The organism is Streptomyces sp., from assembly GCF_035563135.1.
Classification (GTDB): domain Bacteria; phylum Actinomycetota; class Actinomycetes; order Streptomycetales; family Streptomycetaceae; genus Streptomyces.
Genome location: NZ_DATMVN010000265.1, coordinates 1 through 2737 on the forward strand (window position 1 = coordinate 1; position 2737 = coordinate 2737).

Consider the following 2737-nt stretch of genomic DNA (forward strand, 5'->3'; position numbering starts at 1 on the left):
CGGCCACGACGGCGTCCGGGATCTCGCCGGCCGGGGCCGTCGAGGGGTCAGGGGCGGGCGTGCCGGCCGGGCGCGAGGCCGGGTCGGTCGGGGAAGGAGTGTTGGCTTGGCTCACCCGCACCACGTTAGCGACAAAGCCGACGATCGTTAAGCCCGCTGACTACCGCGACACGGCGGGGCGGCCGGGTAGTCTGACCGCGTGAAGGCAATCCGTAGATTCACCGTGCGCACCGTGCTGCCGGAGTCCATCGCTCCCCTGAGCCGCCTGGCCAAGAACCTGCGCTGGTCGTGGCACCGCCCGACCGAACAGCTCTTCGCCGACCTCAATCCCCAGGCCTGGGAGGCCGTCCACGGGGACCCGGTCAAGCTGCTGGGCTCGCTCACCCGGGAGGAGATCCAGCAGATCGCCGACGACCCGGAGACCGTCCGGCGCATCGAGGAGCTCGACGCCGACCTCGAGTGCTACCTCACCGACGAGCTCTGGTACCAGCAGACGCAGCCCGCCGACGCGCCGGCGTCGATCGCCTACTTCTCCGCCGAGTACGGCATCACCTCCGTGCTCCCCCAGTACTCCGGCGGGCTCGGCATCCTCGCGGGGGACCACCTCAAGAGCGCCTCGGACCTGGGCGTGCCCGTGGTCGGCGTCGGGCTGTTCTACCAGCACGGCTACTTCAAGCAGTCCCTGTCCCGGGACGCGTGGCAGCAGGAGACCTACCCGGTCCTCGACCCGGACGGCCTGCCCCTGACGCTGCTGCGGGAGGAGGACGGCACCCCGGCCAGGGTGACCCTGCCGCTGCCCAACGGCCGGTCCCTGTCGGCGCACATCTGGCGTGCGGACGTCGGACGCGTCCCGCTGCTGCTGCTCGACTCGGACATCCCGGACAACGACGACCACGCCCGCAGCATCACGAACCGGCTCTACGGCGGCGGGGGCGACCACCGGCTCCAGCAGGAGCTGCTGCTGGGCATGGGCGGGGTGCGCGCGCTGCGCGTCTTCCGCCGCCTGACCGGCGCTCCGGAGCCCGAGGTCTACCACTGCAACGAGGGCCACGCCGGCTTCGCCGGCATCGAGCGCGTCTCCGAGCTCATGGAGCCCCGCGGCGACGCCGAGCCGATGACGTGGGAGGAGGCCCTCACAGCGGTGCGCTGCGGCACGGTCTTCACCACCCACACGCCCGTCCCGGCCGGCATCGACCGCTTCGAGCGCGCGCAGATCGAGCACTTCTTCCAGGCCGGCCTCGCCCCGTCGGTGCCCACCGCGAACATCCTCGCCCTCGGCGCGGAGGACTACGACGGCGGGGACCCCGGGAAGTTCAACATGGCCGTGATGGGCCTGCGCCTGGCCCAGCGGGCCAACGGCGTGGCGAAGCTGCACGGCGTCGTCTCCCGGCAGATGTTCCAGGGCCTGTGGCCGGGCTTCGACAACGACGAGGTCCCGATCGGGTCGATCACCAACGGCGTGCACGTGACCAGCTGGATCGACCCGCGGATGGCCGAGCTGGTCCTCGACCCGCACGGGACGGACCTGGACCGGGCCGCCCGGTGGCGGCACGTCTACTCCGTGGAGGACACCGAGCTGTGGGCGGTCCGCCGGGAGCTGCGCAAGCGGCTCGTGCAGGACGTGCGCACCCGGCTGCGGGCGTCGTGGAAGGCCCGCGGCGCGGCCGACGCCGAGCTGGGCTGGACCGACTCGGTGCTGGACCCGGACGTGCTCACCATCGGCTTCGCCCGGCGCGTGCCGACGTACAAGCGCCTGACGCTCATGCTGCGCGACCCGCAGCGGCTGAAGAAGATCCTGCTGAACCCCGAGCGTCCCGTGCAGCTGGTGGTGGCCGGGAAGTCCCACCCCGCGGACGAGCAGGGCAAGCGGATGATCCAGGACCTCGTGCGCTTCACGGACGACCCCGAGGTGCGTCACCGCATCGTCTTCCTGCCCAACTACGACATCGCGATGGCCCGCACCCTGTTCCCCGGCTGCGACGTGTGGCTGAACAACCCCCTGCGCCCGCTCGAGGCCTGCGGGACGTCCGGGATGAAGGCGGCCCTCAACGGCGGGCTCAACCTCTCGGTGCTCGACGGGTGGTGGGACGAGATGTACGACGGTCAGAACGGCTGGGCCATCCCCACCGCCGACGAGGGCGCGCACCCGGACGAGCGCGACGACATCGAGGCCGCGGCCCTGTACGAGCTCATCGAGAACCACGTGGCCCCCCGCTTCTACGGCGAGGCCGCCGAGGGCTCGGAGCCGGGCACCGACGGCGTGCCGCACCAGTGGCTGGCCATGGTCAGGCACACCCTCGCGACCCTGGGCCCGCGGGTCTCGGCCAAGCGGATGGTCGACGACTACGTCCGGGAGCTCTACGTCCCCGCCGCCCGCTCCCAGCGGCGGGCGGCCGCGGACGGCTTCGCGGCCGCCCGGGCCGAGTCCCGCTGGGTGGGCCGGGTGCGCCAGGCCTGGCCGGAGGTGAGCGTCGAGCACGTCGACGCGGAGGGCGTCGAGCAGGAGCCGCAGATCGGCGACGAGCTGCGGGTCCACGCCTACGTCACCCTCGGCTCGCTCACCCCCGAGGACGTCCGGGCGGAGATCGGCTACGGCCGGGTCTCCGAGACGGACCACATCCACGAGCGCAGGTACGCGCTGCTGGCCCCCAACGGGGACCTGGGCGGCGGCCGGCACCGGTTCAGCGGCTCCGTCACGATCGACCGCTCCGGCCCGTTCGGCTACACGGTGCGGGTG

Annotated in this window: 1 protein-coding gene; it reads left to right on the forward strand. The window is 72.5% G+C overall.

Annotated elements, in window-relative coordinates; genetic code table 11:
* Nucleotides 1–199 precede the first annotated feature (199 nt).
* A partial coding sequence (gene glgP, locus VN520_RS11625) for an alpha-glucan family phosphorylase (RefSeq protein ID WP_325746802.1) occupies nt 200–2737 on the forward strand: 2538 nt, incomplete at its 3' end.